Origin of the sequence: Dyella sp. 2RAB6, assembly GCF_052115385.1 — a bacterium.
Taxonomy (GTDB): domain Bacteria; phylum Pseudomonadota; class Gammaproteobacteria; order Xanthomonadales; family Rhodanobacteraceae; genus Dyella_D.
In genome coordinates this window covers 305639-331752 of record NZ_JBFRGP010000003.1, presented here as the reverse complement: position 1 = coordinate 331752, position 26114 = coordinate 305639, and the positions used below count along the sequence as shown (strand labels likewise).

Sequence of the window (26114 nt, the reverse complement as noted above, 5' to 3'; positions counted from 1 at the left end):
CCGCGACCGAGTCAAACCGACTGCGAAAGTCCCTGAACAACCTATCGAACTCCGATGCCCTGCGGCAGGCCATCTCTCCACGGAGATGGCCGTTCCCGCTCCGCACCACCGCAAGCCCGATCCGGAAGGAAGCATCATCATGACCGTCAGCCGACCCATCCTCAGCCTCCTGCCCTGCCTGCTGCTGGCAGCCTGCGGCAATCCGGCGAGCGAGGGCCAGCTACCGGTTCCTTCCGGCGAAGCCGCGCCGACGCGCGCTGCTTCGGCCGCCGCCACGCAGGCACCGCACGCATCCGTCCCGGCCACCAGCGCCACCACGGCCGATGCAGCGGTGCCCAAGGACATGCCCATGGATGGGCCGCTGCCGCCACCCGTCGCCAACCTGCCAGGCGTTGCCTGCACCCAGAAAAAGAAAGACTGGGCGCCGGAATGCACGGCGGGCGAATACCAGATCGTGGTGAACACGGAAGGCTGCAGCGCCGACGGCATCTACGGGCAGATCCAGGCCAACGACCAGCCATCCGCGGTGCTGTCGACCGCGTTCCCGCCCTTCCCGTCCGCGCAAGTGGCCAGGTTGCATGACCTGCAGCTCGTCTGCGTCATGGCCAATGCGCACAAGCAGGCGGGGCAGCCGCAATGGCATTACGTGGTGGCGATCCCGGCGGAATCCGTCGCGACCTGCAAGCACAGCGAGCTGTGCGGCGATGCCGGCGCGCCGAAAGTGGAATGGATCAAGCCTGCGCCGCAAGGCAAGTGCAGGCTGGAGCATGGGCAATATGTCGACTGCGCCGCCGGCTGGGTGAGCGCATCGGAGTACGCAGAGTTCTCGATGGGACTGTAAGCAGCCTTTCTTTCTGATCACCCGGAGGATGTATGGGTCGCGAAATCCTGGACGAGGCTTACCGTCATTTTGCGCTGGAAGGCCGTAACTACGAGTACGGCCGCGGCGATATGAGCCTGAAGAACGGCTCCCCCAACCACCGCTCGGATTCGAGCCGCACCGAGCAGGACCTGGACCACGACGGCTACTACGGCGTCGACTGTTCCTCGCTGGTCTGGCGCGGCATGAAGAACGCCGGCTACGACGTCGGCAACGAACCGTTCGCCACGTCCAAGCTCTACGACAGCGGCAAGTTCACCGGCTACGCCAAGCAGCACTTCGACATCGTGCCCGCCGAGGACGCACGCAAGACGCCAGGCTCGCTGCAGCCGGGCGACCTGCTGATGTTCGACAGCAAGCACGGGCGGCACGTGGCGATCTTCAAGAGCTACGACGACAAGGGCAATATCGAGTTCTACGGTTCCCAGGTCAGCACCGGCCCGGCGCTGAGCAAGGCGATGGGGCCCATCGACAGCAAGCTCGGCTACTGGAACGAGGGCGATTTCAAGATCGTCGGGGCGATGCGTCCCAAGCCGGAGTTCCAGGTGCATCAGCCGCTGCATGGGCACGACAAGGTGGTCATCCCGGAGGCGCCGAACGGCCCCATGGTCAAGCGGCATCATCCGGTCGGACATACCGCCGCGGCGCCGGGCCACACCGCAGCACCGCACCAGCCCGCCGCCACGGCCGCGAAGCCGGCGCATGCGGATCCGGCCGAGCACAAGCACGCACAGGAGAACTACCTGCACAAGGGCGCGCGCGGCGGCGACGTCATGAGCCTGCAGCAGGAACTGGCCAGGCTCGGTTATCCGACGCGCGAAGCCCCGCTGCAGCCCGACGGCAAGTTCGGCGGCCTCACCGACGACGCGCTGCGCAAGTTCCAGCGCGAGCACAAGCTCGAACCCGACGGCGTCGCCGGCCCCAAGACCATGGACGCCGTGCGCCACCAGCTCGAGCAGGGCAAGCACGCCGCGCATGCTCCGGACCAGGCCAAGGCGCCCATGCGCCTGGACAATCCCGCCCATCCGGAGAACGGCCTGTACAAGCAGGCTCTCGACGCCGTGCACCGCCTCGACGCCACCCACCAGCGCGAACCGAACCACCAGAGCGGCCAGCTGGCCGGTTCGCTGGCGGTCCGCGCACGCGAGGAAGGCCTGCAGCGCATCGACCACGCCGTGCTCAGCGACGACGCCAGGCACACCTATGCGGTGCAAGGTGACCTCAACTCGCCGTTCAAGCGCGTGGCCGAGGTGAACACCGCCCAGGCCGTCAACACCCCGCTGGAAAAGAGCACCACGGCACTGGAACAGGCCGCCAGCACGCAGACGCAAAACTCGCAGCAGCAGAAGCAGCAGCAACCGGCGCCCGCGCACACGGGTCCCAGCGTTTCCCACTAACCGGCAACGCCCGGGCCTGTCCGCAACACGGACAGGCCCGGCTCCTTCCGCAGAGACAGGCCATGTCGATCAGAACCAGGATGGGTTTCACTCTTTCGCTGATGCTGCTCCTGCTCACCCAGGGCGCGACAGCCGCTGGCACGGATGCGAAGGACACGCCGCCGAAACCGGCGCCGTCCGCCGCGCCGGCCACCACCGCCAGCGTGCCGCAGGGCTTTTCCTCGTATGCGGCGGAACCTGCCGGCGACAACAAGCAATGCGTGGTCGGCGCCGTCGCCGACGCCGACGGCATGAACCAGAAGCCGTTCGTCTACGTCGAGGACACCGACGCCAACCGCGTGCTGTGGACGCGGCCGCTGGAGCTGCCGGCGCATACCTACCAGGGCCGCGCCACGCATTGCCTGCACAAGGGCGGCACCGTCTACGTGCTGCTGCAGGCCGACACCCAGGCCGCGCAGTCGCTGGCGCAGACCTCGTTGCGGGTGATCGAGCTGGACGTCGCCACCGGCAGCGTCACCGGCAACCGCGAAGTGCCGATGCCCGGCGCCGCCGACGCCACCTCGGCCTGGGTCGACAAGGGCGAGGACGCGTTCCGTCTCGCCGGCAAGAACGGCCTGGCCATCAGCGGCGAATATTTCCGCCTGGCCGATCCGGACAAGCATCTTACGTTCACGGTCACCCTGCACTGAGCATGGGCGCCACCGTGCATCCGCGACCACGCCGGGCGGCCAGCGCCGCCGGCGGGCCGGCGCAGGCGTTCGCCCTGCTGCTGGCGCTCGCATCCACCCCCGCTTTCGGTTCTCCCATGAAGACACCAGACATCAAGCAGAACCCGCGTCCACAGCAGCGCTACGAGCTGACGCTCAGCATCGACGGCGCGCCGGGACCGTTCGACTCCATCACCGGCACCGTCCACTACAAGGTGCAGAACGAGCGCTGCGTGCCGGCCACGCCGGGCAGCGGCGCCACGCTGACGCCGGAGCGCAACGTCCCCATCGAGTTCGTGCGCATCAACGACCATGAGTACAAGGGCACCCTGTTCGTCGACCTGCTGCAGGACGAGGACTACTACGGCATGGGCGTCTGCCACTGGGCGGTGAACACCGCCTGGGCCACGCTGAAGATCAAGGGCGTGGAATTCTCGCCGGCGATGGACTCGCGCGAGCTGCTGGCGCAGAAGCCGGTGCCCACTTATTTCGTGCGCAGCGAATACTTCAACAGCAGCGACGAGCGCACCGCCTTCGGCACGCCGAACCGCGCGCTGTTCAAGCCGACCACCCGCACCGACATCTTCTCGATGACGCTGACGGCCAGGGAGACCGGCCCATGAGCATCGATACCACCGACTACGCGCTGCTCGCGCGCGACGCCTACCAGGACCGCAGCACCAACCAGACCGTCGAATTGGGTGGCGTCAAGTACCGCATCTTCGACCACACCGACGATCCGCGCACTGGCTACCAGGGCACCGCCTACCAGCGTGTGGACACCGGCGAAATCGTGGTCGCCCATCGCGGCTCGGAGTTCGACCGCGAGCTGCTGAAGGACGGCGGCACCGACGCCGGCATGGTGCTCACCGGCCTCAATGCGCAGGCGCCGGACGCCACTGCCTTCACCCAGCGCGTGGTGGACAAGGCGCGCCAGCAATCCGAGCAGCTCGGCGTGCCCTACGACGTCACCGTCACCGGCCATTCGCTCGGCGGCACCCTGGCCGAACTGACCGCTGCGCGGCTGGACCTCAAGGGCGAGACCTTCAACGCCTACGGCGCCGCAGGCCTGCTCTACGGCCTGCCCGAGGGCGGCCACCAGGTGATCGACCATATCCGCGCCGGCGACATCGTCAGCGCGGCCAGCCCGCATTTCGGCGAGGTGCGCATCTACGCCGCGCCGCAGGACATCGACACCCTGAGCAAGGCCGGCTACCGCGACGATAGCGGCCCGCTCAGCCCGCGCAATCCGCTGAAAGCCACCGACTTCAGCGCGCACGCGATCGACAACTTCGTGCCGGACAACAAACTGCTCGGCCACTCCATCGTGAGCCCCGAGAATGCCGCCCTGTATCAGCAGCACAAGGGCATGATCGACCGCTACCGCGAGGACGTGCGCGATATCCGCACCGTGCTGTCGGCGCCGTGGGAAGTGCCGCGCGCCGTGGTGCACGGCGTGGAGACGGTGGCGCACGAGGTGGGCGAGAAGGTCGCCGAGGGCGCGCATGCCGTCGGCAACGCGGTCAGCCACGTAGTGCACGAAGTGGAGGAAAAACTCGAAGCCTTCGGCGACCGCGCCTCCCACGCCATCCACACGCTGACCCACCCCAGCGAGTGGCACCACGACAAGCCGGAGGGAAGCTCCCGCCTGGACCAGCCCGGCCATCCGGACCACGCCCTGTTCCAGCAGGCGCGCGATGCGGTGCATACGCTGGACGTCTCGCGCCAGCGCACGTCCGACCAGCAGAGCGACAACCTGTCCGGCTCGCTGGTGGTGGCCGCGCGCCAGGCAGGACTGGAGCGCATCGACCACGTGGTGCTCAGCGATGACGGCCACCGTGCCTACGCGGTGCAGGGCGAAGTAGCCTCGCCGTTCCGGCGCGTGGCCGAAGTGCCGACCCAGCAGGCGGTGAACACGCCGGTCGAGCGCAGCAGCGCGCAGTGGGAGCAGGCCGCGGCGCAGAAGCAGCAGTCGGGCCAGCCCGGGCAACAACAGGGTGTCCAGCCGGGCTAGGCGCCTGCGCTGGGCGCCTGAGTCGCATGCCGTGGACGCGAAGGCGATCACCGGACCTGTCACCGAAACACGATTACACTAGAGCGGATGACAGTCGGAAGGGATGTCGCGGCGGGGTGCCATCCGGCCGCGGCATGGCAAGACCACAGGGGCCGAAGCACCCTGCTTCGGAGCAATGGATGCGAGTCAGGTTCTCATGAGCAAGACGAAATGGTATTGGGCCGCCGGCCTGCTGCTGGTCGCCCTCGTCGGCGGCGAGTTCTTTTCCGGCTGGCTGGTGCGCCTGCTGCTGAAAGTGGACGTTCCGCTGTCCTGGAACACCTACTACCAGTACGTCACCGCGCTGGACGTGCCGCAGGTGCAGCCCTACGTCGGCCGCATCAAGGCCGCCGGCAGCGTCGGCTTCGGCCTGCCGATCATCCTGTGGATGGTGGCGTTCTATTTCATCGCCCGCACGCACAAGCCCTCGATGCACGGCGACGCGCGCTTCGCCCACGGCGGCGACCTGCGCAAGGCCGGCATGTTCAAGGCCGAAGCGAACGGCATCCTGGTCGGCAAGTACAAGGGTGACCTGGTGCGCCTGGGTGGCCAGCAGTTCGTGATCCTTGCCGCGCCGACCCGCTCCGGCAAGGGCGTGGGCGTGGTGATCCCGAACCTGCTCGACTACCAGGAATCGATGGTGGTGCTGGACATCAAGCAGGAGAACTACGAGCTCACCTCCGGCTGGCGTGCCAGCCAGGGCCACGAGATCTACCTGTTCAATCCGTTCGCCGAGGACCGCCGCTCGCATCGCTGGAATCCGCTGAGCTACGTGTCCAAGGACCCGTCCTTCCGCGTGTCCGACCTGATGAGCATCGCCGCCATGCTGTATCCGGACGGCGCGGACGACCAGAAGTTCTGGGTGAGCCAGGCGCGCAACGCCTTCATGGCGTTCACCCTGTACCTGAGCGAGAAGTGGGAACACGACGAGCAGAAGGGCCTGCCGCTGGTGCTGCGCGACAAGCCCACCCTCGGCGCGGTGTATCGCCTGTCCTCCGGCGACGGCACCGACCTGCGCCAGCTGTACCAGTGGATGTCGCAGCAGCCGTTCCTCAGCGGCAATGCGCAGTCGGCCTTCGCCAACCTGCTGTCGCAGGCGAACGAGACCTTCGCCTCGATCCTGGGCACCTTCAAGGAACCGCTGAACGCCTGGATCAATCCGGTGCTGGACGCGGCCACCGGCGACGACGACTTCCTGCTCACCGACGTGCGCAAGAAGCGCATGACCATCTACATCGGCATCCAGCCCAACAAGCTGGCCGAGAGCCGGCTGATCGTGAACCTGTTCTTCAGCCAGCTGATCAACCAGAACACCAAGGAGCTGCCGCAGAACAACAAGGCGCTCAAGCACCAGTGCCTGTTGCTGATGGACGAATTCACCTCGATCGGCAAGGTGGACATCATCTCCTCCGCCGTGTCGTACATGGCCGGCTACAACATCCGCCTGCTGCCGATCATCCAGAGCGTGGCCCAGCTCGACGCTACTTACGGCCGCGAAGTGGCGCGCACGCTGATCACCAACCACGCGCTGCAGATCGTCTTCGCGCCGCGCGAGCAGCAGGACGCCAATGACTACTCCGAGATGCTCGGCTACACCACCGTGCGCAAGGAGAACGTCACCCGCGGCAAGGGCGGCGACCAGTCGCGCAGCGAGTCCGAGGAGCGCCGCGCGCTGATGCTGCCGCAGGAGCTCAAGGCGATGGGCGCGGACAAGGAAGTGTTCCTGTACGAAGGCATCCCGCATCCGGTGATGTGCGAGAAGATCCGCTACTACAAGGACAGCTACTTCACCTCGCGCCTGATGCCCAAGGCGGACATCCCGGTCTTGAAGATCTGACGGCGCCGGGCGGCGTCGGCGCTAGACTTGGCGCATGACGCTGCCCACCGCCCTGCTCGACGCCCTGCACGCCAGCTTCGCCGGCGACGCCCTGTCGCTGGGCGAAGCCGAGCGCCTCGCCTACGCCTACGACAACTCCCGCCGCAACGCCCTGCCGGACGCGGTGGTGTTTCCCACCACGCACGAGCAGGCCGAAGCGCTGGTGCGCGCCTGCCGCGAACACCGCGTGCCGCTGGTGGCGCGCGGCCGCGGCACCAATACCACCGGCGCCACCGTGCCGGTGGACGGCGGCGTGGTGGCGAGCTTCGAGCGCATGAACCGCATCCTGCGCATCGACCCGGACAACCGCCTGGCCGTGGTGGAGCCGGGCGTGCTCAACGGCGACCTGCAGCAGGCGCTGAAGCCGCACGGCTTCTTCTGGCCGCCCGATCCCACCTCCTCGCCCTGGTGCAGCATCGGCGGCAACCTGGCCTGCAATTCGGCCGGGCCGCGCACGGTGAAGTACGGCAGTCCGCGCGAGAACACCTTGGGTCTGCGCGCGGTGGCCGGCACCGGCGAGGGTTTCCGCTGCGGCACCTATACCAGCAAGGGTTCCACCGGCTACGACCTCACCCGCCTGCTGATCGGCTCGGAAGGCACGCTGGCGCTGATCACCGAAGCGACCCTCAAGCTCACCCCGAAACCCAGCGGCCTGCGCACGCTGCGCGCCACTTACCGCGACGTCAGCGCCGCCGCCCACGCGGTGGCGCGCATCATGGCGCAGCCGGTCACGCCCTGCGCGCTGGAATTCATCGACGACGTGGCGCTGAAGCTGGCCCGCGACCACGGCGGCGACAGCGTGCCGCTCGCCGGCGCCATGCTGATGATCGAAGTGGACGGCGAGCCGGACACGCTGGCCGGCGCCGTGGAAGCCGTATCGCGCGCCGCCCGCGGCGACGGCCTGGAAAGCCTGCAGGTGGCGCAGACCGCCGAGGAAACCCAGGCGCTGTGGTCCGCGCGCAAGGCGCTGTCGCCGGCGCAGCGCACCATCTCGCCGAACAAGATCAACGAGGACGTGGTGGTGCCGGTCAGCCGCCTGCCGGAACTGGTCGACGGCATCAAGCAACTGGCTGCGAAGCACAACGTGTTGATCGTCAGCTTCGGCCACGCCGGCAACGGCAACCTGCACGTGAACCTGCTGCCGCGCGACGACGCCGAACGCGAACGTTCCCACGCCTGCCTGGCCGAGGTGTTCGCGCTGGTGATCCGCCTGGACGGCACGCTCTCCGGCGAACACGGCATCGGCCTGGTCAAGCGCGAATTCATGCCGCTGGCGCTGCAGCCGTCGACGCTGGGGCTGATGCGCGGGGTGAAGGCGGCGTTCGATCCGGACGGCATTCTCAATCCGGGCAAATTGCTGCCGTAGCGCGCGCTGTCAGCGCCGGCGCAGGCTGCTAGGCTGCGGACATCACAGGGGGAAAACCATGAAAGTCGTCCGGCTTCTGCTGCTGGCCTGCGCCAGTCTTCTGTTGCTCGCCTGCAGCCAGCAGGAACTGATCGACAAGTTCACGCCTAAGGCGGAATCCGCCTATGCGCAGAAGCTGTTCGCCGATCTGCGCGCCGGCCACTACGACACGGTGAAGGACGCTCTCGCCCCCGCGCTGCGCACACCGGACATCGACAAGAAACTGGCCGAGGTCGCCGCGCCCTTCCCCGCCGGCGAGCCCAAAGCCGTGCACGTGGTGGGCGCCAATACATCGACCCTGAGCATGAACGGCGGTCCCGCCACCACCAAATACAACCTCACCTACGAATACCAGTTCGCCGATTCGTGGGTGCTGGCCAACGTCGTCCTGCAACGGGACAAGGACGGCTTGCGCGTGCTTGGGCTGCACACCGAGTCGCGGGCCCGCTCGCTGGAAGCGACCAGCGGCTTCAGCCTCGCTGGCAAGGGCGTCCAGTACCTGGCCTTCCTGGCACTGGTGATCGCGATCCCATTCTTCTGCATCTACGCCTTCGTGATGTGCCTGCGCACGCCGAACCTGGAGCGCCGCTGGCTGTGGGCACTGTTCACCCTGTTCGGCTTCGTTGCGGTCGGCCTGAACTGGAACAGCGGCGAGCTCAGCTTCCACCCGATCTACTTCCTGCTGCTCGGCGCCGGAGTCTCCCAGGGCGGCTTCGGCCCCTGGGTGTTGAATATCGCGTTCCCGCTCGGCGCCGTGTGGTTCCTGTGGAAGCGCCGCACGCTGCTGAAAGCGGCGGCGCTGTAGCGCTCAGCTGGGCCGGTTGCCGGTGCCGCGCAGGATCAGGTGCAGCCCGAACAGCACGAACACCGCACCGGCGAAGCCGTCGATCCAACGCGTCAGGCGCAGGTAGCCGCGGCGCATCGCCGGCAGGGCGAAGAAGGCGGCGACCAGCGAGAACCACAGGAAGGTCTCGGCGATGATCAGGCCCCACAGGCCCCAGCGTGCCGCCGCGCCGACGCCGTCGCCGACGAAGGCCGAGAACACCGAGCCGAAGTAGACCAGCGCCTTGGGGTTGGCCAGGTTGGTCAACAGGCCGGCGCGCAGCGCGGCGACATCGCTGCGTTCGACCACCACCACCTGGGTGGCGCCGCCGGCCGGCGCCTTCCACGCGCCGCGCAGCATCTTCACCCCCATCCAGGCCAGGTAGAGGCCGCCGGCCACGGCGATCAGGCGCGACAGCCAGGCCATCTGGTGCAACACGATCTGCAGGCCCAGCAGGGCCAGCGCCGCCCACACCAGCGCGCCCAGGGTGATGCCGACGACGCCGAACATGGCCTGCCGGCGCGAGCGACTGACCGCGGTCTGCGAGACGAAGAAGAAATCGGGGCCAGGGCTGGCCAGGGCGATCAGCTGGATTGCGGCGATGGTGAGGAAGAGGCTCATGGGGTCACTCTCAGCGTGGAAAGGACACTCGGGATAAGGCACGGGTATTTTGCGGCTGCGCAACTTGTTCCCGCCGGGCCGATTCCCTACGCTGGCGGACGTTTGGCCAGGACCTAAGACCGGTCCTAAGGCCGCCCGCGGGGGATCAGCGCGTTCACCGGAAGGGCAGCACCAGCTCGGCTGGCTGCCCCGCCCGGCGTGTGCCCGACGGACCGCTCCGCGATATTAACGAATCACCAGGACCGATAGAGCCCGATGAGCATCAAACTCCGCCTCGTCATCATGTACTTCCTGCAGTTCTTCGTATGGGGGTCGTGGCTGCTGACCATCGGGGCGTACTGGTTCCAGAACAAGCATTGGCCCGGCACGCAGTTCGGCGCGATCTTCTCCACCATGGGCATCGCCTCGCTGTTCATGCCCTCGATCGCCGGCGTGATCGCCGACAAGTGGATCAACGCCGAGAAGCTGTTCGGCCTGATGCATATCGGCGGCGCGATCATGCTGTTCATCGTGCCGAGCATCGATTCGCCCGGGCTGATGTTCTGGGTGATGCTGCTCAACATGATGTTCTACATGCCGACCATCTCGCTCTCGATCGCGGTGGCGTACAACGCGCTCAAGAGCGGCGGCGAAGACATCGTCACGGTGTTTCCGCCGATCCGCGTATGGGGCACGGTCGGCTTTATCGCCGCGCTGTGGACGGTGAGCCTGCTGCATCTGGAAACCACCGCCGGCCAGTTCCACGTGGCCGGCGCCGCCGCGCTGCTGCTGGGCCTGTATGCGTTCACCCTGCCCAAGTGCCCGCCGCGCTTCGAGCGCAAGGAGCACCAGTCGCTGCTGGATACGCTGGGCCTGACTTCGTTCGCGCTGTTCCGCAACGTGCAGATGGCAGTCTTCTTCGTGTTCGCCATGCTGCTCGGCGCGGCGCTGCAGCTGACCAATGCCTACGGCGATACCTTCCTGCACGACTTCGCCACGATGGAGCCGTACAAGGACCTGCTCGCCGTGCGCTATCCGGCGATCATCATGTCCATCTCGCAGATTTCGGAAACGCTGTTCATCCTGGCGATTCCGTTCTTCCTCAAGCGCTTCGGCATCAAGACGGTGATGCTGATCAGCATGCTGGCGTGGACGCTGCGCTTCGGCCTGTTCGCTTATGGCGATCCCGGCGCGGGGCTGTGGATGATCGTGCTGTCGTGCATCGTCTACGGGATGGCGTTCGACTTCTTCAATATCTCCGGCTCGCTGTTCGTCGAAGGCCAGGCCGACCCGTCGATCCGCGCCAGCGCGCAGGGCCTGTTCATGCTGATGACCAACGGCATCGGCGCGGTGCTGGGCAGCTCGATCAGCGGCTGGATGATCGATGCCTTCTTCACCCACGCCGACGGCAGCAAGAACTGGCACGGCATCTGGACCGCGTTCGCCGCGTATTCGCTGGTAGTGGCCGTGCTGTTCCTGTTCCTGTTCAAGCACAAGCACGATCCGCAGGCGGTGGCCGCGGCGCGCGCGGCGCACTGAAGCGCATGGCGTAGGTTGGGGTGAGCCGTCAGGCGAACCCCGACATGGCCACCTGCATACGCCTCGCACTGTTGGGGTTCGCCTGGCGGCTCACCCCAACCTACGGATGGCGGGGGCAGCGCAGGAATTTGTGGTGAGAATTATTCTCATTTAAGATGCCGGTTTTCACGGCCTCCTAACAGCATGCCTCGCCTCTCCCGCGCCATCGCCCTGGCCCTGCTGGCCAGCGCCGCCTCCGCCCACGCCGCCGACAACACCTCCGACCAGAAGCAGGCCAAAGAGCTGGCGGCCGTGCGCGTCACCGGCGACTGGCTGGGCGATGCCACCGCGCGGGACGTGCAGAACCACCCCGGCGCGCGCACCACCATCCGCCGCGAGCAGATCGTCGAGGCCGCGCCGACCCAGGTACGCGACATCCTGCGCCGCATTCCCGGCGTGCAGGTCCAGGAGAGCAACGGCACCGGCGGCAGCGATGTCTCGCTGAACGTGGGCGTGCGCGGCCTGACCGCGCGCCTGTCGCCGCGCTCGACCATCCTGCTCGACGGCATCCCGATGGCGGCGGCGCCGTACGGCCAGCCGCAGGTATCGATGATGCCGATGGCGGTGGCCAACCTCGAAGCGGTGGACGTGGTGCGCGGCGGCGGCTCGGTGCGCTACGGGCCGCAGAACGTGGGCGGCATCATCAACTTCGTCACCCGCGAGATCCCCGAAACCTTCGGCGGCAGCGCTGGCGTGCAGTTGCAGGGCGGCGCTCACGGCGGCATCCAGACGCAGAGCAACGCCTTTGTCGGCGGCACCACCGCGCAGGGGCTGGGCCTGGCCCTGCTCTATTCGGGCACCAAGGGTCCGGGCTACCGCGAGCACGAGAACAACACGAATATCGACGACGTGATGCTGAAGTCGAGCTACCGCTTCAGCGACACCGACACGCTCAGCGGCAGCCTGCACTACTACCGAGGCCAGGCCGGCATGCCCGGCGGCCTCAGCCAGGCCGATTACAACGCCGATCCGTTTCAGTCGCGCCGCCCGTTCGACGATTTCCGCGGCCTGCGCAAGGACGCCGTACTGAAGTACAGCCACGTCGACGACACCCGCAGCTTCGAGGTGCAGACCTACTACACCGACAGCTTCCGCGGCAGCCATATCGAGACGATCACGCAGAACGCGAAGACCGGCATCTACACGCACCAGCTCAACGCCTACCCGCGCAACTACCACACCTTCGCGATCGAGCCGCGCTATGCGCAGCTGTTCGACTTCGGCGGCTGGACGCAGGAGATCGGCGTGGGCTACCGCTATCTCAACGAAGCGATGCACGAGCGCACGCTGCGCAACAACAAGTACGACTCGCCGCTGTACTACACCCCGTTCGACAGCTTCCCCTACAACGGCCCGTACGTGCGCTCGGGCAACAACGTCGGCGGCACCGAAGCGCATGCGCTGTACATCGACGACACCATCAACGCAGGCTCATGGACCATCACCCCCGGCCTGCGCTACGAGCGCATCGACACCTGGTGGCGCGCGCTGCCCGACGCGACGGTGTTGGTGAAAGGCCCGACCTACCGCCGCGAGCAGTACTCCAAGCCGCTGCCTTCGCTCAACGTGATCTATCACCTGTCCGAGCGCTGGAAGCTCTACGCCAACGCCGAAACCTCGTTCGGCAGCCTGCAGTATTTCCAGATCGGCCAGAAGAACGCCGACAGCCAGTTCGCCACCGGTCTGGCCCCGGAAACCGCGCGCACCTACGAAGCCGGCACGCGCTACGACGACGGCGCCTGGGGCGCCGAAGCCACCGTGTTCCGCATCAATTTCGACCATGAGCTGCAGCTGGTCGGCAAGCTCCCCGGCGTGGCCGATTCGCACGACGGCTGGACCAACCTCGGCGCCACCACCCACAAGGGCCTGGAAACCGCCGCACACCTCGATGCCGGCGCATTCGACCCGAAGCTGCGCGGCCTCACCCTGTGGGGCACCTTCACCTACACCAAGGCCACCTACAACTACGGCTCGTTCGCCGGCCTCGACCTGCCGTTCTATTCGCGCCGCACCGCCAACCTCGGCGTGCGCTACGAGCGCGGCCCGTGGACGCTGAATCTGGATGCCTTCACTCAGTCGCGCCAGCATTCGCCCGGCTCGCCCAGCTTCGACCCGGCCAGGCCGTCGCAGTACATCACCGTCGGCACGCCGGCCGGCGACTACGGCGACATCCCCGGCTGGACCAGCTGGAACCTGCGCAGCGAATACCGCTTCGGCCCCGAGCTGGCCTACCTGAAGCTCGGCGTGGGCGTGAAAAACCTGTTCGACCGGCGCTATTTCACCCGCTCCACCGACAACAACAACGGCCTCTACGTGGGCCAGCCGCGCACCTACTTCGTGCAGGCTTCGGTGGATTTCTGACCGCGGGGGCCGCTCCCGGCTAAAATAGCCGGATGCAGATCGGCCCCTACCGCATCGACCCGCCCGTGGTGCTCGCGCCCATGGCGGGGGTCACCGACAAGCCCTTCCGCCTGCTGTGCAAACGGCTGGGCGCGGGCTTGGCCGTGTCCGAGATGACCATCGCCGACCCGCGCCTGTGGCAGACGCGCAAGTCGCTGCATCGCATGGATCACGCCGGCGAACCGGAACCAGTCAGCGTGCAGATCGCCGGCTACGACCCCGCCATGCTGGCCGAGGCGGCGCGCTACAACGCCGGGCATGGCGCGCAGATCGTCGACATCAACATGGGTTGCCCGGCCAAGAAGGTGTGCAACGTGTGGTCCGGCTCCGCCCTGCTGCAGGACGAGCCGCTGGTGGCGCGCATCGTCAAGGCGGTGGTCGATGCGGTGGACATCCCGGTGACCTTGAAGATCCGCACCGGCTGGGACCGCCAGAACAAGAACGCGCTGAACATCGCACGCATCGCCGAGGACGCCGGCATCGCCGCGCTCGCGGTGCATGGCCGCACCCGCGCCGACAAGTACGAAGGCGTAGCGGAGTACGACACCATCGCCGCGGTGAAGGCTGCCGTGCGCATCCCGGTGTTCGCCAACGGCGACGTGACCACGCCCGAGCAGGCGAAACATGTGTTCGACGTCACCGGCGCCGACGCGGTGATGGTCGGCCGCGGCGCGCAGGGCCGGCCGTGGATCTTCCGCGAGATCGCGCACTACCTCGCCACTGGCGAGCGCCTGCCCGAGCCGGGTCCGGCCGAAGTCGCCGCCATCCTGCTCGCCCACCTGGAACACCTGTACGCGTTCTACGGCGAACAAGCCGGCGTGCGCATCGCCCGCAAACACCTGGGCTGGTACGCCAAGGACCGCCCGGAGAACGCTGCCTTCCGCAACGTGGTCAACCGCGCCGAGAGCGCGCAGGACCAGCTGCGACTGACCCGCGAATATTTCCAGGCGCTGGAAAGCGGGCTGGAACTGGCGGCCTGACGCCACCACGCCGGCATCGTTTCCCATCTGGCCGACGGCCGATTGAGAGCGTCACACGCGAAGCCTAAGCTCTGCTTCCCGCCCCGACGCGCAGGCCTTGCATGGCCACCGATCCCACCGGCGATTTCCCCTACATCCATGGTTTCTCCGCCGAGGAACAGTCCCGCCTGGTGCGCCAGGCGCGCATGTTCGAGACCAGCCTGTTCAGCCACGTGGACTACAGCGACGCCACCCGCCTGCTGGAAGTCGGCTGCGGCGTCGGCGCGCAGACCGAGATCCTGCTGCGCCGCTTCCCACAGCTGCACGTGACCGGCGTCGACCGCTCCCCCGCGCAACTGGCTGCCGCCGAACACAACCTGGGCGCCACTGCCTGGTGCGAAGCGCGCTATACGCTGAAACAAGCCGACGCCACCGACCTTCCCTTCGGCGAACGCAGCTTCGACGCCGCCTACCTGTGCTGGGTGCTGGAACACATGCCCAGCCCGGCGCGCGTACTGAGCGAAGTGCGCCGCGTGCTCAGCCCCGGCGCGACGATCTACGTCACCGAGGTGCTGAATTCATCGTTCTTCCTCGATCCGTATTCGCCGCACCTGCTGCGCTACTGGATGGCCTTCAACGACCACCAGTACGACTCCGGCGGCGACCCCTTCATCGGCGCCAAGCTCGGCAACCTGCTGCAGGCCGGCGGCTACCACGACGTGCATACCGAGGTGAAAACCATCCACCTCGACAATCGCCAGCCCGGCCGGCGCAAGCACATGATCGAGTTCTGGGAAGAACTGCTGCTGTCGGCCGCCGAGCCGCTGCTGGCCGGCGGCAAGGTCGACGCGGCCACCGTCGCCGGCATGCGCCGCGAACTGCAGGCGGTGCGCAACGACCCGAACGCGGTGTTCTTCTTCGGCTTCGTGCAGGCGCGGGCCAGCGTGTACTGAACGCTCAGGGCGTCGCGGCGGCCGGCTGCTTCACCGCAAAACCGTACGCCGCCAGCACCGGGCGCAGCACTTGGATCCACAGCGCATAGCCGGCCGGCTTCATATGCAGCCCGTCGTCGCGGAACAGCTCGGCGCGCGGCTTGCCCTGCGCATCCAGCATCGCCGGGGCGATATCCACGAAGCGCACCGTGCGCTGCGTCGCCGCCCAGTCGCGGATCAGCCCGTTCGCCTCGCGCATCGCCGGCCACAGCGACCAGCGCGCCACGCTGGGCTTGATCGAGATGTACACCACCGGCACCGCCGGCAAGTCCTTGCGCACGCGCGCCACGAAGGCCTTGAAATCGTCCGCCACCTGCTGCGCGGAATGCCCTTCGCTGACGTCGTTGTCGCCGGCGTACATCACGATCAGGCGCGGGTGGTACGGCGTGACGATGCGGTCGGCGTAATAGGTGCTGTCGGCGATCGCCGAACCGCCGAAACCGCGGTTGATCACCGGCACGCCGGGGAAGTCCTCGGCCAGCGAATGCCAGTAGTTGATCGAGGAGCTGCCGATGAACAGCACGGCATGCTGCGGCGGGGGCTGGGCCTGGTCCTGCCGGGCGAAGTCCTCCATCGCCGGCAGCCACTGAGCTGGCCCGGAGGGAATCGCCGCCTGGGCGGTGCCGGCGGCGAACAGCAGCCAGGCCAGGGCCAGCAGCCAGCGGGAGGGAGGGGTGGCGCGGTTCGGGGTCATGGTCGCCTCGGTGAGTCATGCCGATCCGCCCGAATGTAGCGGATCCGGCCCGGAAATCGCCCGCCGCCTGCCCGCATCGCAGCAATGAATGGGACGGCTCTGAGCTATCCTGCGGGGCTTGCGCGGCCTCCCGACGGGCCTCCGGCAGCCTGCGGCACGCGGCCTCCTGGCCGTCCAAACGGCTGAATCGGCATGAAATCGTCACCTGCCGGCGCCATGCTGTAGCTGCAAAACCGGGGACTGGCATGTATCATGCCGCACCCTCTTTCATCTCTTCATCCGTAAGGAAGGATATAACCCGCGATGAGCAACTTCCTCTTCACCTCCGAATCGGTTTCCGAAGGCCATCCGGACAAGGTCGCCGACCAGATCTCCGACGCCGTCCTCGACGCGATCCTGGCGCAGGATCCGCGTGCACGCGTGGCCTGCGAGACCCTGGTGAAGACCGGCGTGGCCATCGTGGCCGGCGAGGTCACCACCAGCGCCTGGATCGACCTCGAAGCGCTCACCCGCAAGGTGATCGTGGACATCGGCTACAACTCCTCCGACGTCGGCTTCGACGGCGAGACCTGCGGCGTGCTGAACCTGATCGGCAAGCAGTCCCCCGACATCAACCAGGGCGTGGACCGCAAGAAGCCGGAAGAACAGGGCGCGGGCGACCAGGGCCTGATGTTCGGCTACGCCACCAATGAGACCAAGGACTACATGCCGGCGGCGATCTACTACTCGCACCGCCTGGTCGAGCAGCAGGCCAAGGTCCGCAAGAAGAAGAACTCCCCGCTGCCGTGGCTGCGCCCGGACGCCAAGAGCCAGGTCACCCTGCGCTACGAAGACGGCGTGGCGACTGCCATCGACGCCGTGGTGCTGTCGACCCAGCACGATCCGGACGTCAAGCAGAAGGACCTGATCGAGGCCGTGCGCGAGCACATCCTCAAGCCCGTGCTGCCGGCCAAGCTGCTGCACAAGGGCACCAAGTTCCACATCAACCCGACCGGCAAGTTCGTGATCGGCGGCCCGGTGGGCGACTGCGGCCTGACCGGCCGCAAGATCATCGTCGACACCTACGGCGGCTGGGCCCGCCACGGCGGCGGCGCGTTCTCGGGCAAGGATCCGTCCAAGGTCGACCGTTCGGCCGCCTACGCGGCGCGCTACGTGGCCAAGAACATCGTGGCCGCCGGCATCGCCGACCGCTGCGAAGTGCAGGTCTCGTACGCCATCGGCGTGGCCGAGCCGACCTCGATCTCGGTGACCACCTTCGGCACCGGCAAGATCTCGGACGACAAGATCGAGAAGCTGATCCGCAAGCATTTCGACCTGCGCCCGTACGGCATCATCAAGATGCTGGACCTGATCCATCCGATGTACCAGCAGACCGCGAGCTACGGTCACTTCGGCCGCTCGCCGTACGAAGTGAAGGGCCCGGACGGCAAGACCTACACCGCTTTCTCCTGGGAGAAGACGGACAAGGCCGAGGCGCTGCGCGTGGACGCCAAGCTGAAGTAAGCGAAGCATCGTATTCGCTTGAGGAAACGGGCCGCGCAAGCGGCCCGTTTTCGTTGGGGGCCATGCCAGGCGCACCCGTGCAGCGGCTACAATGGGCGGATGTCCCTGATCCAACTCCAGCGCGTCGACTTCAGTATCGGCGGCCCCCTCCTGCTCGAACACGTCGATCTGTCGATCGAGGCGAACGAGCGCGTGTGCATCGTCGGTCGCAACGGCGAAGGCAAATCCACCCTGCTCAAGCTGATTGCCGGCGAACTGAAACCCGACGACGGCGAGCTGCGCGTGCAGACCGGCACGGTCGTCGCGCGCATGGCGCAGGAGGTGCCGCAGGACACCGCCGGCAGCGTGTTCGACGTGGTCGCGGCGGGCCTGGGCGACCTGGGCGCCTTGCTGGCGCGCTACCACCATCTGCTGGCCGAGCACGACTTCGACGCGCTGGGCGAGGTGCAGTCGCAGATCGAGGCGCGCCACGGCTGGGATCTCGACCGCCGCGTCAACGAAGTGCTGGTGCGCCTGGACCTGCCCGCCGATACCGACTTCGCCGCGCTGTCCGGCGGCATGAAGCGCCGCGTGCTGCTGGCGCAGGCGCTGGTGCGCAAGCCGGACGTGCTGCTGCTGGACGAGCCGACCAACCATCTGGATATCGAGGCCATCGGCTGGCTGGAAGGCTTCTTCAAGTCCTTCGCCGGCAGCCTGGTCTTCATCACCCATGACCGCTCCTTCCTGCGCTCGCTGGCCACGCGCATCGTGGAAATCGACCGCGGCCAGCTCACCAGCTGGCCCGGCGACTACGACAACTACCTGCGCCGCCGCGAGGAACGCCTGCACGCCGAGGCGCAGGCCAATGCGCTGTTCGACAAGAAGCTGGCGCAGGAAGAAGTGTGGATCCGCCAGGGCATCAAGGCGCGCCGCACCCGCAACGAAGGCCGCGTGCGCGCGCTGAAGGCGCTGCGCAACGAGCGCGCCGAGCGGCGCGAGCTCGGCGGCACCGCCAGGATCACCCTGGCCAATGCGCAGGCCTCGGGCAAGAAGGTGATCGAGACGCGCCACGTGCACCAGGCCTACGGCGGGCGCGTGCTGATCGGCGATCTCGACACCGTGATCATGCGCGGCGACCGCGTCGGCATCGTCGGCCCGAACGGCGCCGGCAAGAGCACCCTGCTGAAGATCCTGCTCGGCGAACTGCAGCCGCAGCGCGGCGAGGTGACGCTCGGCACCGGCCTGCAGATCGCCTACTTCGACCAGCACCGCAGCCAGCTCGACAACACCCTCAACGCGCTGGACAACGTCGCCGGCGGCCGCGAGTACATCGAGCTCAACGGCCAGCGCAAGCACATCATCGGCTACCTGCAGGACTTCCTGTTCTCGCCGGAGCGCGCCCGCGCGCCGATCACCCGCCTTTCCGGCGGCGAACGCAACCGCCTGCTGCTGGCCAAGCTGTTCGCCCAGCCGTCCAACCTGCTGGTGATGGACGAACCGACCAACGACCTGGACGTGGAAACGCTGGAGCTGCTGGAAGAACTGCTGACCGAATACCAGGGCACCCTGCTGCTGGTCTCGCACGACCGCGAATTCCTCGACAACGTGGTCAGCAGCACCCTGGTGCTGGAGGGCGAGGGCCGGGTCGGCGACTACGTCGGCGGTTACAGCGACTGGCTGCGCCAGCGGCCGCTGTCGCGGGCGGTGGAAGCGGTGCCGGTGAAGCCGGCCGAGGCGCCGCGCGTAGCGGAGCCGGAGAAGCCCAAGCGCAAGCTCAGCTACAAGGAACAGCGCGAGCTGGAGCAGTTGCCGCTGCGGATCGAACAACTGGAGACCGAGGTCGCCGCGCGTTCCGCGACGATGAACGACCCCGCGTTCTATCAGCAGGACAGCGCGGCGATCCAGCGCCATAACGATGCACTGGCGAAGGTGCAGGCGGAGCTGGAAGTGGCGTACGCACGCTGGACGGAGCTGGAAGGCTAAACCAACGCCGGCGTAGGTTGGGGTGAGCCGACAGGCGAACCCCAACCTGCGCCGGATTGCGCCGGGCGCTGCTCAGTGCTCGTTGCGCTTCGCGCTCTGCATCAACCGGTCGGTGTAGGCGATACCGATCGCCGACACGATAAACACCAGGTGGATGATGGTCTGCCACATCACGCCGACCGGCGTGAAGGTGGCGCACTTCAGCCCCACGCCGGGCCCGTTCTCGGCGATGCTCGCCAGCACCTCGGCCGAACAGAACGGCAGCCCGGTCAGCGAACCGGCCGCGATAAACGTCTTCAGCAGATGGATCGAGGAGATGCCGATGATCGCCATCGCCAGCTTCACCTTCAGCACCGAGGCGTTCACATGCGACAGCCATTCCGGCTGGTCCGGATGGTGCTCCAGGCGCAGGCGCGAGACGAAGGTCTCGTAGCCGCCGACGATCACCATGATCAGCAGGTTGGAGATCATCACCACGTCGATCAGGCCGAGCACGATCAGCATGATCTCCTGCTCGCCCAGCGAGGGCGCCTCGTGGATCAGGTGCCACAGCTCCTTGGCGAACAGGAACACGTAGACGCATTGCGCCACGATCAGGCCAAGGTACAGCGGCAGCTGCAGCCAGCGGGAACCGAAGATCAGCCAGGGCAACGGACCGAGGCGGCGGGGAGAATCGGACATGAGGAAAAACCCGTCGAGGTAAAACAGCCAGCCTAGCGAGGTCGAAAGATTCTGCGCAAGCGCCAGGCAGGCCTTTCAACCCGTGTTCTGCAAACCCTGTGACACCCCGTTGACGCAGGCCACCAGCGCCCGCAGCAACGCATCGTCCTCGCTGCCGCCCGCGCGCCAGCGCCGCAGCAGGTCCACCTGCAGCAGGCTCATCGGATCGATATAGGGATTGCGCAGCCGGATCGATACCGCCAGCTTCGGCGCATCGCGCAGCAGATCCTCCGCGCCCTTCAAGCGCAGCACCCAGCGCGTGGTGCGTTCGAATTCCTCGCGGATCAGCGCAAAGAACGGCTCGTGCAAGTCGCCGGCCAGGCGCGAGAACGCCTCGGCGATATCCAGGTCGCTCTTGGCCAGCACCATCTCCACGTCGTCCAGCATGTTCGCGAAGAACGGCCAGTCGCGCGCCATCTCCACCAGCGCCTCCTCGCCAAAGGCTGCCGCGCCCTGTTCCAGCGCGGTGCCCAGCCCGTACCAGCCGGTGATGATCGAGCGGCACTGCGTCCACGCGAACACCCAGGGGATCGCGCGCAGGTCCTGCACGCCGCGCATGCTGCGGCGACGCGAAGGGCGCGAGCCCAGCGTCATGCGCTCGATCACGTCGATCGGCGTGGCGCTGCGGAAATATTCGATAAAGCCTTCGCGGTCGATGAAGGCGCGATAGCTCGTGCGGCTGATCGCGGCCAACTCGCTCATGCGTTCGCGCCATGCTGTCTCGCGCTCGTCCTGCTCGCGCGGCCGCAGGCTGGCGCGCAGCACCGCGCCCACGGTCTGCTCCAGGTTGCGCAGCGCCAGCGCGCGGATGCCGTACTTGCGGTGGATCACCTCGCCCTGCTCGGTCACGCGCAGCACGCCGGCCACCGAGCCGCGCGGCGAGGACATCAGCGCCGGCGCGATGCGCGCGCCGCCGCGGCTGGCCGAACCGCCGCGGCCATGGAAGAACGACAGCCGCACGCCGGCCGCATTCGCCACCTCCAGCAGTTCGACCTGCGCACGCTGAAGGCCCCAGCGCGAGGCGAGCGTGCCACCGTCCTTGCCGCTGTCCGAATAGCCCAGCATCACCCACTGGCGGCCGCCGCGCTGTTCGAGATGGGCTCGATACACCGCATCGCCGAACAGCGCCCGCAGTGTCTCCGGCGCATTGGCCAGGTCGTCGACGGTTTCGAACAGCGGAGTCACATCCAGCGGCACGCGGTCCGCGTCGGCGACCAGGCCGCCATGCCTGGCCAGCGCCAGCACGGCGAGCACGTCGGCCGCGGAGCGCGCCATGCTGATGATGTACAGCCCCACCGCATCGCTGCCGTAGCGCTTGCGCGCATCGCGCAGCGTGGCGAATACGGCTTTCAGCGACTGGGCACCCGCATCGTCGCTCTCGGCGAACGCGCGCTCGCCGCTGGCATACGGCTGCAGTGCCGTCGCGCGCGCGACCTCGTCGCGCTCCGGCCAATCCGCTTCGCCGAGCAGCGCGGCGAGCGCATCGTCATGCACGCGCGAATCCTGCCGCACATCCAGCCGCGCCAGATGGAAGCCGAAACTGCGCACGCGCCAGACCAGCCGCTGCACCGCATACGCACCGGCGTGCAGGCCGCGATGGTCGATCAGGCTTTCGGCGATCAGCTGCAGGTCGGCCAACAGATCCTGCGGCGAGGCATACGCTTCCGGATGATCGTCGTCGTGCGTCGCCTGCAAGCGCGCCTGCACCACCGCGAGAAACGCGCGGTACGGCATGTCCGCATGGCGCGGCCGCACCTGGGCCGCGGCTTCGGGAAAACGCTCGCGGTAATCGGCAAGGCGCCGCGCGAGACTATCGTCGACACCGACGCGGCCTTCGGTCTGGCTGAGCAGGCGCGCCAGCCCCGCGATATCCGCGATGTAATGCTCCAGCACGTGCGCCCGCTGCGTGGACAGGCTGGCCGCGATGGTGTCCGCACCCACGTTCGGATTGCCGTCCATATCGCCGCCGACCCAGGTGGCGAACGACAGCACCCGCGGCAGCGCCACCGCCACGCCATAGACCTGCTGCAGCGCGTCGTCCAGCGACTCGTACAGCGCCGGCACGATGCGGTAGATCGGATTGGCCAGGTAGAAGCCGACGTGGTGGTGCTCGTCCTGTACGCTGGGCCGCACCGGCGAGGCTTCGGCGGTCTGCCACGCCGAGGACAGGGCCATGAAGATGCGGTCGTCGTCTTCCTTGCGTTCCTGCGGCGTGCGGCTGGGATCGAAGTTGTCGATCAGCGCGCGCACGATCGCCTGTTCCTTTTCCAGCAGCGAGCGGCGCATCGCCTCGGTCGGATGCGCGGTGAACACCGGCTCTACCCGTAGCCGCGCCAGCCATTCCAGCAGCTCGCCCGCGCCCACGCCTTGTTCCTTCAGGCTGCCCAGCGCGTCGAGCAGCGATTCGGGCTGCGGCGCGCGGTCCTCGCGCTGGTAGTCGCGGCGGCGGCGGATGCGATGCACGCGCTCGGCGATATTCACTGCCTGGAAATACGTGGCGAAGGCACGCGCCAGCGCCTCGGCATGCGCGGTCTCGACTCCGGTCAGCAGTTCCGCCAGCAGCGCCAGCGGTGCGCCTTCGTGGCGGCGCGCGATGGCAGCGGTGCGCACGCGCTCGACTTCGTCCAGGAACGCCGGCGCCACCTGCTCGGCCAGCATATTGCCGACCAGGGTGCCGAGGCGGCGCACGTCTTCGCGCAGGGGGGCATCGTGCGGGGCGAACTCGGGACTGCGCTGCTGGGCCATCGGAACCACGTCGGCGGATGTCTGGACATCCAAGACTACCCCGAACGAACGCCTTTTTGTGCAGCGCCGCATGAGCTCGTAACGGTTGCTTATGAAACGAATAAGTCCGGCGTAGGTTGGGGTGAGCCGCAGGCGAACCCCAACGATGCGATGCATTTGAAGGTGCCGATGTTGGGGTTCGCCTGCGGCTCACCCCAACCTACGCCAGTCGCTAATGCGCTGGCTGGCTTTTCAGATAACGCTCCAGCCAATCGTTCGACTCCGCCAGCATCTGCATGATCGATTCGCGCGCGCGATACGCATGCGCCTCGTTCGGCAGCAGCACCAGCCGCGCCGTGCCGCCCAGCCCCTTGATCGCCGCGTACAGGCGCTCGCTCTGGATCGGGAAGGTGCCGGAGTTGTTGTCCTGCTCGCCATGGATCAGCAGCAGCGCGTCCTTGATGTGGTCGGCGTAGTTGAACGGCGACATCGCGCTGTACACGTCCTGCGCCTGCCAGTAGTTGCGCTCCTCCGACTGGAAGCCGAACGGGGTCAGCGTGCGGTTGTAGGCGCCGCTGCGCGCGATGCCGGCCTGGAACAGCCGCGTATGCGCCAGCAGGTTGGCGGTCATGAAGGCACCGTAGGAATGCCCGCCCACCGCGATGTGCCCGCGCTCGGCCACGCCACGGCGCACCACTTCATCCACCGCCGCTTCGGCACTGGCTACGAGCTGCTGCACGTAGGTGTCGTTCGGCTCCTTGCTGCCTTCGCCGACGATCGGCACCGAGAAGTCGTCCAGCACCGTATAGCCCATCGCCAGGAACGCCTGCGGGCTCCAGTAGCTGATGCGATTGAAGCGGTACGGCGAATCGGTGACCTGCCCGGCCGCGTCGGCCGATTTGAACTCGGTGGGATACGCCCACATCAGCATCGGGCGCGGACCATCCTTCTTCGGGTCGTAGTGCGGCGGCAGGAACAGCGTGGCGGTGAGCTCGACGCCGTCCTTGCGCTTGTAGCGGATCTGTTCCTTCTTCACGTCCTTGAGCTGCGGCGTGGGATGCGCGAAGTGGGTGAGCGCACGCGGCGCGCTGCTGGAAGCCAGTTCGCGCACGAAGAAATTCGGTGTTTCCGCCGGTGCCTCGCGCGACGTCAGCGCACGCTTGCCCTGCGCATCGAGCAGCACCTGCGGCGCTTCGTAGTACGGCGCCTGCGAATGGAACAGGCGCTCGCTCTTGCCGCTGTCCAGGTCGACCTTGTCGACGAACGGACGATCGCCTTCCGGCGAAGCGCCCTTGCCGAGGCGGAAGATGCCGTGCCCGTCGGCAGCGACCACCAGGCGCTGCTCGCCGCGCTCGTCGACCGCGGTGGCGGGCAGGCCCGGATCCTTGTAGCGGTCCTCGGAGGAACCTTCGCGCACCAGCTTCGGCGCCTGCTCCGGATGGTCCGGCGCGATGCGCCACTCCTTCACCTGGCGCGTCTTCCACCAGGACTCCTCGATCAGCGCCAGCTCGCCGCTGCCCCAATAGGCGCCGGCGTAACGGCTGCCGAGCCTGGCCAGCACGGTGGGCTCCTGCGCGAACGGCGCGGCCTGGGTCTTCACCAGGTCGCGCACGTCGGCCTGGCGGGCGGGGTCGCCGCCATCCTGCGCTTCGGCCCACACCAGGGTGGCCGGGGCGTCGGCGCGCCAGTCGATATCGCGCACGCCGGTGCGCACCGCGTCGTTGCCGGTGGGCAGGCCGTCGACCAGCGGCTGGCGCGCGATTTCCTTCACCAGCTTGCCGTCCAGGTCCAGCACCTCGATGCGGCGCGGGAAGTTGTCCACCGGCACCAGGTAGGAGAACGGCCGCTCGACGCGTTCGCGCAGCAGGTAGCGGCCATCCGGCGACGGTTGCAGCGACAAAGTCAGCGCCGGTTCGCCGAGCTTGCTCAGCTTGCCGTCCAGGTCGACCAGGGCGGCCTGCGCGCGCAGGTAGTGCTCCAGCACGCGCGCGTCGTTCTCGTTGTGCAGCAGATCCTGATAGGTGGGAAGCGCTTTCACGCCGCCGCCGGCGCGCGTCTCCTGTGCATTCGGGCCAGTCGGAATGCCGCCAGCGGCGGGCGCTTCGCCCTGCCCGTCGGGCCGCAGTTCCACCAGCAGGCGCCGGCTGTCGGACATCCAGCGATAACCGCGGCCGGCCACCGTATTGAGCGGCAGCTCGGTGAGCCGGCGCGCGCTGTGCGCAGCGATGTCGACCACCCACAGCTCGTTGCGGCCGGACTTCGCGTCCACCTGGTTGAAGGCCAGGAAGCGCTGGTCCGGCGACCAGCTGGTGGTGGCGATCGACAACGGCGACGGCAGGCCCTGCAGGCGCTGCTCCTTGCCGCTGGCGATATCCAGCAGCCACAGGTCGGTGCCGAACGAGAAGCGGCTTTGCGCATAGGTGCGCGGATTGATGCGCAGGCCGGCCAGTTTCAGCTCCGGCTGCGCCACCAGGTCGATGCCGGGCAGCGCGGGGGTCTGGATCAGCGCCAGCAGGTCGCGGTGCGGGCTGATCGACAGCTGCGGCGGCCGCGGCGCATCGACCAGTGCCTGCAGCGGCGCGGGCGGCAAGCGGTAACCGTCGGCCGCGGCGGCCGGCGCCGGAGCGGCTTGCGGGGTGCGGGCGGAAGTGGCCAGGGGCAGCGCGGCCAGCAGGAGACCAACGAGAGCGAGACGCCGGAGCGGACGGTTCATGGGGGCAGAAAACCTGTGGCCGAATAAACTTGCGACCTTAGCGGCACGCCGCCGCCCGGGCCTAGGCCATCCGTCACGGTCCCGTCCGTTCAGGCACCACGGCCGGCTAGACGAATCCCCAACGCGCC

At 67.6% G+C, this 26114-nt stretch carries 19 protein-coding genes; 14 read left to right on the top strand and 5 right to left on the bottom strand.

Features of this window, described 5'->3' with window-relative positions; all coding sequences use genetic code 11:
- Window positions 1-139 precede the first annotated feature (139 nt).
- From AB4083_RS07360 to AB4083_RS07325, 8 genes are all read left to right on the top strand, one after another.
- Window positions 140-841, top strand: coding sequence for a hypothetical protein (locus AB4083_RS07360; protein ID WP_441607118.1), 702 nt, complete (start codon window positions 140-142; stop codon window positions 839-841).
- 32 nt (window positions 842-873) lie between these two features.
- Window positions 874-2277: an XVIPCD domain-containing protein gene (locus tag AB4083_RS07355; RefSeq protein ID WP_441607117.1), complete on the top strand. Its 1404-nt coding sequence runs from the start codon at window positions 874-876 to the stop codon at window positions 2275-2277.
- A gap of 62 nt (window positions 2278-2339) precedes the next feature.
- On the top strand, window positions 2340-2966 hold the full coding sequence (locus AB4083_RS07350) for a hypothetical protein (protein ID WP_441607116.1): 627 nt from the start codon (window positions 2340-2342) through the stop codon (window positions 2964-2966).
- A 116-nt stretch (window positions 2967-3082) separates the two neighbouring features.
- Window positions 3083-3607, top strand: coding sequence for a hypothetical protein (locus tag AB4083_RS07345; RefSeq protein WP_441607115.1), 525 nt, complete (start codon window positions 3083-3085; stop codon window positions 3605-3607).
- Window positions 3604-4998 (top strand): XVIPCD domain-containing protein, encoded by a 1395-nt coding sequence (locus tag AB4083_RS07340; RefSeq protein WP_441607114.1) that lies wholly within the window; start codon window positions 3604-3606, stop codon window positions 4996-4998. Before AB4083_RS07345 ends, AB4083_RS07340 begins: the two co-directional genes overlap by 4 nt.
- A 196-nt stretch (window positions 4999-5194) precedes the next feature.
- Window positions 5195-6874, top strand: a complete 1680-nt coding sequence (locus tag AB4083_RS07335) for a type IV secretory system conjugative DNA transfer family protein (protein ID WP_441607113.1) — start codon at window positions 5195-5197, stop codon at window positions 6872-6874.
- Between the two features lie 34 nt (window positions 6875-6908).
- A complete protein-coding gene (locus tag AB4083_RS07330) occupies window positions 6909-8279 on the top strand; it encodes an FAD-binding oxidoreductase (RefSeq protein ID WP_441607112.1) in 1371 nt (456 codons plus the stop codon).
- 58 nt (window positions 8280-8337) lie between these two features.
- On the top strand, window positions 8338-9123 hold the full coding sequence (locus tag AB4083_RS07325) for a hypothetical protein (RefSeq protein WP_441607111.1): 786 nt from the start codon (window positions 8338-8340) through the stop codon (window positions 9121-9123).
- A 3-nt stretch (window positions 9124-9126) separates the two neighbouring features.
- On the opposite strand, the gene rhtC is transcribed toward AB4083_RS07325, so the two are convergent.
- Window positions 9127-9762, bottom strand: a complete 636-nt coding sequence (rhtC, locus tag AB4083_RS07320) for a threonine export protein RhtC (protein ID WP_441607110.1) — start codon at window positions 9760-9762, stop codon at window positions 9127-9129.
- A 255-nt stretch (window positions 9763-10017) separates the two neighbouring features.
- On the opposite strand from rhtC, the gene AB4083_RS07315 reads away from it, so the two are divergent.
- From AB4083_RS07315 to AB4083_RS07300, 4 genes are all read left to right on the top strand, one after another.
- On the top strand, window positions 10018-11280 hold the full coding sequence (locus AB4083_RS07315; RefSeq protein WP_441607109.1) for a nucleoside permease: 1263 nt from the start codon (window positions 10018-10020) through the stop codon (window positions 11278-11280).
- A gap of 183 nt (window positions 11281-11463) precedes the next feature.
- Window positions 11464-13680, top strand: a complete 2217-nt coding sequence (locus AB4083_RS07310) for a TonB-dependent receptor family protein (RefSeq protein ID WP_441607108.1) — start codon at window positions 11464-11466, stop codon at window positions 13678-13680.
- A gap of 32 nt (window positions 13681-13712) precedes the next feature.
- The gene (gene dusB, locus AB4083_RS07305; RefSeq protein WP_441607107.1) at window positions 13713-14699 is read left to right on the top strand and encodes a tRNA dihydrouridine synthase DusB; all 987 of its coding nucleotides are present in this window, start codon (window positions 13713-13715) and stop codon (window positions 14697-14699) included.
- Between the two features lie 101 nt (window positions 14700-14800).
- On the top strand, window positions 14801-15631 hold the full coding sequence (locus AB4083_RS07300; RefSeq protein WP_441607106.1) for a methyltransferase domain-containing protein: 831 nt from the start codon (window positions 14801-14803) through the stop codon (window positions 15629-15631).
- A gap of 4 nt (window positions 15632-15635) precedes the next feature.
- Here the strand turns inward: AB4083_RS07300 and AB4083_RS07295 are convergent, their stop codons facing one another.
- Complete coding sequence (locus AB4083_RS07295) at window positions 15636-16364, bottom strand: SGNH/GDSL hydrolase family protein (RefSeq protein WP_441607105.1); 729 nt, start codon at window positions 16362-16364, stop codon at window positions 15636-15638.
- Window positions 16365-16667: 303 nt separating this feature from the next.
- Between AB4083_RS07295 and metK the strand changes: the two genes are divergently transcribed.
- Both metK and AB4083_RS07285 read left to right on the top strand, forming a co-directional pair.
- Window positions 16668-17867 carry a methionine adenosyltransferase gene (metK, locus tag AB4083_RS07290; protein WP_441607104.1) on the top strand — a complete coding sequence of 400 codons (1200 nt, stop codon included), beginning with the start codon at window positions 16668-16670 and terminating at the stop codon, window positions 17865-17867.
- Between the two features lie 99 nt (window positions 17868-17966).
- Complete coding sequence (locus tag AB4083_RS07285; protein WP_441607103.1) at window positions 17967-19829, top strand: ATP-binding cassette domain-containing protein; 1863 nt, start codon at window positions 17967-17969, stop codon at window positions 19827-19829.
- Between the two features lie 72 nt (window positions 19830-19901).
- On the opposite strand, the gene AB4083_RS07280 is transcribed toward AB4083_RS07285, so the two are convergent.
- From AB4083_RS07280 to AB4083_RS07270, 3 genes are all read right to left on the bottom strand, one after another.
- Window positions 19902-20510 (bottom strand): TIGR00645 family protein, encoded by a 609-nt coding sequence (locus AB4083_RS07280; RefSeq protein ID WP_441607102.1) that lies wholly within the window; start codon window positions 20508-20510, stop codon window positions 19902-19904.
- Between the two features lie 75 nt (window positions 20511-20585).
- Window positions 20586-23294: a phosphoenolpyruvate carboxylase gene (gene ppc, locus AB4083_RS07275; protein WP_441607100.1), complete on the bottom strand. Its 2709-nt coding sequence runs from the start codon at window positions 23292-23294 to the stop codon at window positions 20586-20588.
- A 211-nt stretch (window positions 23295-23505) separates the two neighbouring features.
- Window positions 23506-25986, bottom strand: coding sequence for a S9 family peptidase (locus AB4083_RS07270; RefSeq protein WP_441607099.1), 2481 nt, complete (start codon window positions 25984-25986; stop codon window positions 23506-23508).
- Window positions 25987-26114: the final 128 nt, after the last annotated feature.